At 57.7% G+C, this 6,276-nt stretch carries 7 protein-coding genes and 1 pseudogene; 6 read left to right on the forward strand and 2 right to left on the reverse strand.

Annotation, left to right across the window (positions count from 1 at the left end):
- Positions 1 to 59 precede the first annotated feature (59 nt).
- Both ACOERD_RS14235 and ilvA read left to right on the forward strand, forming a co-directional pair.
- Positions 60 to 878: a hypothetical protein gene (locus ACOERD_RS14235; protein WP_419739457.1), complete on the forward strand. Its 819-nt coding sequence runs from the start codon at positions 60 to 62 to the stop codon at positions 876 to 878.
- Positions 879 to 934: 56 nt separating this feature from the next.
- Entirely contained in the window at positions 935 to 2,161 is a 1,227-nt protein-coding gene (ilvA, locus tag ACOERD_RS14240) for a threonine ammonia-lyase IlvA (protein ID WP_419739458.1), read from the forward strand.
- On the opposite strand, the gene ACOERD_RS14245 is transcribed toward ilvA, so the two are convergent.
- The gene (locus tag ACOERD_RS14245; protein ID WP_419739459.1) at positions 2,158 to 2,487 is read right to left on the reverse strand and encodes an Hpt domain-containing protein; all 330 of its coding nucleotides are present in this window, start codon (positions 2,485 to 2,487) and stop codon (positions 2,158 to 2,160) included. The two genes, ilvA and ACOERD_RS14245, sit on opposite strands and share 4 nt — an antisense overlap.
- Positions 2,488 to 2,704: 217 nt before the next feature.
- Here ACOERD_RS14245 and ACOERD_RS14250 point away from each other — a divergent pair, with 217 nt between their 5' ends.
- Positions 2,705 to 3,916 (forward strand): PP2C family protein-serine/threonine phosphatase, encoded by a 1,212-nt coding sequence (locus ACOERD_RS14250; RefSeq protein ID WP_419739465.1) that lies wholly within the window; start codon positions 2,705 to 2,707, stop codon positions 3,914 to 3,916.
- 99 nt (positions 3,917 to 4,015) lie between these two features.
- Here ACOERD_RS14250 and ACOERD_RS14255 read toward each other — a convergent pair whose 3' ends face one another.
- Positions 4,016 to 4,459 (reverse strand): NUDIX domain-containing protein, encoded by a 444-nt coding sequence (locus ACOERD_RS14255; protein WP_170470733.1) that lies wholly within the window; start codon positions 4,457 to 4,459, stop codon positions 4,016 to 4,018.
- Between the two features lie 76 nt (positions 4,460 to 4,535).
- On the opposite strand from ACOERD_RS14255, the gene ACOERD_RS14260 reads away from it, so the two are divergent.
- The 3 genes and pseudogenes from ACOERD_RS14260 to ACOERD_RS14270 all read left to right on the forward strand — a co-directional run.
- On the forward strand, positions 4,536 to 5,522 hold the full coding sequence (locus tag ACOERD_RS14260) for an Hsp33 family molecular chaperone HslO (RefSeq protein WP_419739460.1): 987 nt from the start codon (positions 4,536 to 4,538) through the stop codon (positions 5,520 to 5,522).
- Positions 5,515 to 6,111 carry a CoA pyrophosphatase gene (locus ACOERD_RS14265; protein WP_419739461.1) on the forward strand — a complete coding sequence of 199 codons (597 nt, stop codon included), beginning with the start codon at positions 5,515 to 5,517 and terminating at the stop codon, positions 6,109 to 6,111. The genes ACOERD_RS14260 and ACOERD_RS14265 overlap by 8 nt, the downstream gene beginning before the upstream one ends.
- Positions 6,108 to 6,276 (forward strand): annotated as a pseudogene (locus tag ACOERD_RS14270) (CCA tRNA nucleotidyltransferase); the annotation flags it as partial. The gene ACOERD_RS14265 and the pseudogene ACOERD_RS14270, both read left to right, overlap by 4 nt.

Here is a 6,276-nt window from a genome sequence, read left to right on the forward strand (position 1 = left end):
CCTAACGGGTTTTGTGGGCGGGGGCAAGCTGTGTGGATTGACGCAGGCCGGGAATTGGGGTGAAACGGCCGGACAAAGAACAAGAGATGGTTGAGCAGGGGTATTTCCAGATGTTGGCGTTCGGGATTTTCATGCATTCGATCAAGATGGTTTTGCGGAATCTGAAACAGGCGATTCAGATTACGCTGATCCCCGCGCTGATCGGCGGTTTGGCCATCATCGCATTCAGCCTCCTTTTTGGTATTTCGTTCGAAGATATCTCGACCGAGCCAAACGGTCTGCCGGATGCAGCATCGCCAGGCGCGGTCACAGCGTTCCTGTTCTGCGTGCTGGCATCCCTGTTTGCGATCATGGTTTGGATTGTCGTGTCCTGGCATCGCTTTGTGCTGCTCGAAGAATACCCGGCCGGTTTTCTGCCCGCGTTCAGATCGGATCGAATGCTCGCTTACATTAGGCGGATGGTGATGCTGGCCTTGCTGGGTGTAGTCGTCCTGATCCCGGCAATGCTTGTCATCGGATTTTTGACGCAGGCCTCGGCTGCGATGGGCATTTTGGCGTGGCTTCTGGTTGTTGTGGGCCTATCCGTGGCCTTTTACCGGGTGTCCCCGATCATGCCCGCCGCAGCAATAGGCGAACCGTTGAAACTGTCGGATGCGTGGCGGGCAACTGACGGAGCGAACGGCACCATAGTGGCGCTGGTTGTGTTGCTGGTGTTGTTCCAGATGGTGCTTCAGCTTCTTTTCGCGGCGCTTCTAATCATCCCGGTGATTGGCGCTTTGGTGGTGGTTTTCGCCAGCATGCTGATCGTGCCATTGATCAATGTCAGCATCCTGACAACGTTATATGGCGTCTTCATCGAAAAACGCGCGCTGTCGTAATTCGTACACACATGTATTCCTTGCCCTTTTGCCTAGGATAAGCCACTGAAACCGGCATGAGCGATTTCATGACCCGTGCCCGCGCTGCCGAACAGGCGATGCGCTCTGTGTTTCCGGCAACGCCTTTGCAGCGGAATGCCCATCTGTCTGACCGCTACGGTGCAGATATCTGGCTCAAGCGAGAGGACCTCAGCCCGGTACGTTCCTACAAAATCCGGGGCGCCTTCAATGCCATGCGCAAGCAGCAGGGGCAGGATCTGTTTGTCTGTGCCAGCGCGGGAAACCATGCGCAGGGTGTGGCCTTCATGTGCAAGCATCTGGATGTGAAGGGGGTGATCTTCATGCCGGTCACCACGCCTCAGCAGAAGATCCAGAAGACCCGTATTTTCGGCGGCGACAATATCGAGGTTCACCTCAGCGGTGACTACTTCGACGACACGCTTGCTGCGGCACAAGCTTGGTGCGCAAAGGAGGGCGGGCATTTCCTGTCGCCGTTCGATGATGAGGATGTGATCGAAGGCCAGGCCTCACTTGCGGTCGAGATTGAGGAACAGCTTGGCCGCATGCCCGACCATGTCATCCTGCCGGTCGGCGGAGGTGGCATGTCGTCCGGCGTGGCAACCTGGTTCGGCGATCGGACCCACTGTTTGTTTGTCGAACCCAAAGGTGGGGCCTGTCTGCACGCGGCAATGGCTGCAGGGCATCCGGTTGCCTTGGATCACGTAGACAATTTCGTCGATGGCGCGGCGGTCGGCAAGATCGGTGCCAAGCCGTTTGAGCTGTTGAAAGACCGTCACTTATCGGATGTGCTGGTCCTGTCCGAGGATCGCATCTGCACCACTATGATCGAAATGTTAAACGTGGAAGGCATCGTTCTGGAACCCGCCGGTGCCTTGGCGATCGAGGCGGTTGCTGATGTGCAAAGCTTTATCCGTGGCAAAACGGTTGTTTGTGTCACCTCTGGCGGCAATTTCGATTTTGAGCGCCTGCCCGAGGTCAAGGAGCGCGCGCAGCGCTATTCCGGGGTCAAGAAATACTTCATCTTGCGCTTGCCGCAGCGCCCCGGCGCGTTGAAAGAGTTCTTGAACATCCTCGGACCCGAAGACGATATCGCCCGGTTCGAATACATGAAGAAATCGGCGCGCAATTTCGGCTCGGTATTGATCGGGATCGAGACTCGCAAACCTGAGAACTTCGCCCGCCTCTTTGCGCACCTAGATGAGGCCGGGTTCACCTATACCGACATCACCGAGGATGAGACGCTGGCACAGTTTGTGATCTAGTGCAAATTGTCTTTAAGTTCGGTTTGAAACACTGATTTCGACGCAGTAAACACGGCGAGGATTTCGGATAGATCGACTTTTGCCGCCTCACCTGAGGCGGCCATCCTTTCGCCATCCTGACAGAGCTTCGAGAACACCTCGAACCCAAGGCTCAGGGCGCTTCCTTTCAGGAAATGCAAGTTTTGTTCAAGATCCTGTCGCGCGGTGTCTGCATGCACGCGGGCGATGACCTCTTGTACCTCGTCCAGAAAGATCTCGACAACCTCGTCGAACTCATCAGCGCCAACCTCGTCACGGAGCTGTCGAACTCGGGGCCAGTGGATCATGGGTCGCGTCCTGCATCGGAATTGAATGGATCCTTGGTAGCCCGGCTTGAGTAAATGTCAGGTTAAGCGTCGGCCTCAATTGGCCTTCACTCGATGTTAAGCCCCAGACGCGTAGGGTCGCACCATCCCGATAAAAGGAAGCGTGTGGGGTTGCAGAGTGCCAGCGGCAAGTCTTGAGGAAACCAGATCCGATCTGGACTTCGGTGCAATCCGGAGGGTGCTGGTGGTAGATGACAGCCGCCTGCAACGGCGCATTCTGGTGGCCTCGCTCAAGAAATGGGGTTTTGAGGTTCTTGAGGCCGACAATGGCGAGGCGGCGATAGATATCTGCACCGAAGCCGCGCCAGACCTTGTGCTCAGCGATTGGGTCATGCCGGGGATGAGCGGGCTTGAGTTTTGCCGCGCCTTCCGCGCGCTTGAGGCCGAACACTATAGCTATTTCATCCTGCTCACCTCAAAAAGTGAAAAGCAGGAGGTGGCGCGGGGTCTGGATGCGGGCGCGGATGATTTCCTGATCAAACCGCTTGAGGCGGATGAGCTGCGCGCGCGTATCTCGGCTGGGGCGCGAATTCTGGATATGCAGCGTGAGTTGTCAGAGAAAAACCGACTGATCGAATCCGCCCTCCAAGAATTGAAACTGGCGCATGAGGCCATCGACAAGGACCTGATCCAAGCCCGCAAGATACAGGAATCGCTGGTGCCGGACCTTACGCAAGAATTCGGTAAATCGCGTGTCAGTCTGTTGTTGAAACCCTGCGGGCATATCGGGGGCGATCTGGTGGGGATGTTCTCACCCGGTCCGAACCGCCTTGGGTTCTACAGCATTGATGTATCTGGTCACGGCATCACCTCGGCGATGATGACGGCGCGGTTGGGCGGCTATCTGTCCAGCAAACATTTCGAACAGAACGTCGCAATGGAAAAGCGTTTTGACAAATTCTACGCTTTGCTTCCCCCGGAGGAAGTCGCGGGGATGCTGAATTCCCGATTGCTGGCGGATGCCGGGATCGAAGAATATTTTACTATGGTCTATGCCATTGTAGATCTGCGCAACGGGCATATCAGGATGGTTCAGGCCGGGCATCCACATCCGTTGATGCTGCGACGCGATGGCACGACCGAGTTTCTGGGCGAAGGTGGGCTACCCATCGGGTTGATCCCGGATGTGAAGTTTCAGCAGATTGAGACGAAGATGGAGCCGGGGGACCGTTTGTTACTGCATTCAGACGGGTTCACGGAATGCGCTTTGGCTGAAGGCGGAATGCTGGATGACGACGGCTTGCGGGACATGGCGCTCGACTGTGCGGCGGGTCGCGGTGAGCCTGAGTTTTTGGACGATCTGTTCTGGCGCCTGACACAGGTGATGTCACCTGAAAGCGGTATGGGCGACGATGTCTCGGCCGTGTTCTTCGAATATAATGGGGCCTAAAGCGTTTTGGATTTTACCTGAATCATCAAGTGAAACAAATGTCCCGAAAACGCTGAAAGCGTGGCAGGGTTTCGCGTCGCAGGTTTAACCCGAAACGATCTAAAGCCCGCGAAGATGCAACGTCGCGAAATGGCGATCGCCATCGTTGCCCAGCGTTTCAACCGCATCGGCGGCGTGCATCCAGAGCGCTTCGTGGAACGGCTCGGGTGGTGGCCCCAAACGACGTACCGGACGCGCTTGATAGATCAGGCAGATCTTCTCGGCCCAAAGGTCATATTCCGGCATATAAGTGAACCGACGGAACGCGCCGACTCGACGGGGTGCAGCGATCAGCCAGCCTGTTTCCTCGAACACTTCCCGGTGCAGGGCGGTTGTAGGCGATTCGCCCGGATCAATTCCACCACCAGGCAATTGTAGATCCGGCCCCGGTTCGGTCTGGCAGGTCAGAAGAAGGTGCCCGGCGCGGGGCAGCAAAGCGTAGACTCCGACCCGCCGGGTGTACTTGCGCCCGGGTTCAGGGCTTTCGCCGAACCGTCTGATCATGTATGGCCCCTTACAACCCAATCTCTGCGACCTATATGGTGCCGGTATGCCAACCCTTGGCGTGTAAGGAAACCCCATGTCTCTTGGAACAAAAATCGCGTGGGACGATACCGTCCTGCCCTTTCAACTCGATGTATCGGACATGCGCGGGCGTGTGGCCCGTCTGGATGGCGTGCTGGACGGCATCCTGAAACAGCATGACTATCCGGAAAAGGTTGAGGCCCTGGTGGCCGAGATGGCCCTGCTGACCGCGTTGATCGGCCAGACGGTCTCGCTTCGCTGGAAGCTGTCGTTGCAGGTGCAGTCCAAGGGTCCGGTGCGCATGATTGCCACCGACTACTACGCGCCACAGCAAGAGGGCGAACCGGCCCGCATCCGCGCTTACGCTAGTTTCGACCGCGATCGTCTGACCGATGGCGCGCCCTTCGATCAGGTGGGCGAGGGTTATTTTGCGATCATGATCGACCAGGGCGAAGGCACACAGCCTTATCAGGGCATCACTCCGCTGGCCGGAGGCTCGATCAGTGCCTGCGCCGAAGCCTATTTTGCGCAGTCCGAGCAGTTGCCGACCCGGTTCTCGCTGAGCTTCGGCAAATCGACTGAACCGGGTGTGGGTGAGCATTGGCGCGCAGGCGGCATCATGTTGCAACATATGCCCAAAGCCTCGCCTTTTGCGGCGTCCAGCGAAGGCACCGGAGAGATCCTGACCGCCACTGATCTGGTAGATGGCGAAGAAGGTGAGAACTTGGGCCGTGTCAATATACTGCTGGACACGGTCGAGGATCTTGAACTGATCGGCCCCTCGATTGCGCCAACCGATCTGCTGGTGCGTCTGTTCCACGAGGAAAACCCACGGGTCTATGACGCGCAGCAGGTACAGTTCGGCTGTACCTGCTCGGAAGAGCGTGTGCGCCAAAGCCTGTCGATCTATTCGGCCAAGGACATTGAAAAGATGACCACGTCTGAGGGTCAGGTTACGGCCGATTGTCAGTTCTGCGGCGCGCATTACGTGCTAGACCCTGCCACTGTGGGTTTTGACGCCGAAGACAGCAAAAGTGTCTAAGTTAGAGACGCAACTCCGGACGGCTTTGGCTCGTCCGGGCCATGGGTCCAGTGATTTTGACCTGAACCCAGACACCGTGCTGCCGCCGGGGCGAAAACTGCGCCCGGCGGGAGTGCTGGTGCCGATCACGGTCGCGGACGAGATACCGCGGCTGATCCTGACCAAACGCTCCTCGGCGTTGAAGCACCACCCCGGCCAGATCGCCTTTCCCGGCGGCAAGCAGGATGAAGGTGACGCGGATGTCACCGCCGCTGCCCTGCGCGAGGCGCGGGAAGAGGTCGGTCTGCCCAGCGATCTTCCCGAGGTTCTGGGCTTTTTGCCCAAGCATGAAACCGTGACGTCCTTCTCTGTGACTCCGGTGGTGGCGATCATCCGGCAGGGCTTCGATCCGGTGCCTGAACCTGGCGAAGTGGACGAAATTTTCTCGGTCCCCCTTGCACATGTACTGAACCCTGCGAATTATGTGATCGAGTCGCGCCGTTGGCAGGGGACAAGACGGAAGTATTTCGCCGTGCCCTATGGCCCTTATTACATATGGGGCGCGACCGCCCGCATATTGCGCGGGCTTGCAGCACGGGTGAGTGAATGAAGCAAATCAGCGCAGCTTGGGTTTCGGACCCTGCGACACAAAAGGTATGCGCGGCCCTCACGGATGGCGGTGCGCAAGCGCTGTTTGTGGGGGGATGTGTGCGCAACGCGCTTTTGGGCGCGCCGGTGTCGGACATTGATATCGCAACGGATGCGCATCCCAAAA

Origin of the sequence: Ruegeria sp. (assembly GCF_965199275.1) — a bacterium.
Classification (GTDB): domain Bacteria; phylum Pseudomonadota; class Alphaproteobacteria; order Rhodobacterales; family Rhodobacteraceae; genus Ruegeria.

Coding starts and splice junctions, on each gene's coding strand:
- ilvA (WP_419739458.1), top strand. CDS start 935: ATGAGCGATTTCATGACCCGTGCCCGCGCTGCCGAACAGGCGATGCGC.
- ACOERD_RS14245 (WP_419739459.1), bottom strand. CDS start 2,487: ATGATCCACTGGCCCCGAGTTCGACAGCTCCGTGACGAGGTTGGCGCT.
- ACOERD_RS14255 (WP_170470733.1), bottom strand. CDS start 4,459: ATGATCAGACGGTTCGGCGAAAGCCCTGAACCCGGGCGCAAGTACACC.
- ACOERD_RS14260 (WP_419739460.1), top strand. CDS start 4,536: ATGTCTCTTGGAACAAAAATCGCGTGGGACGATACCGTCCTGCCCTTT.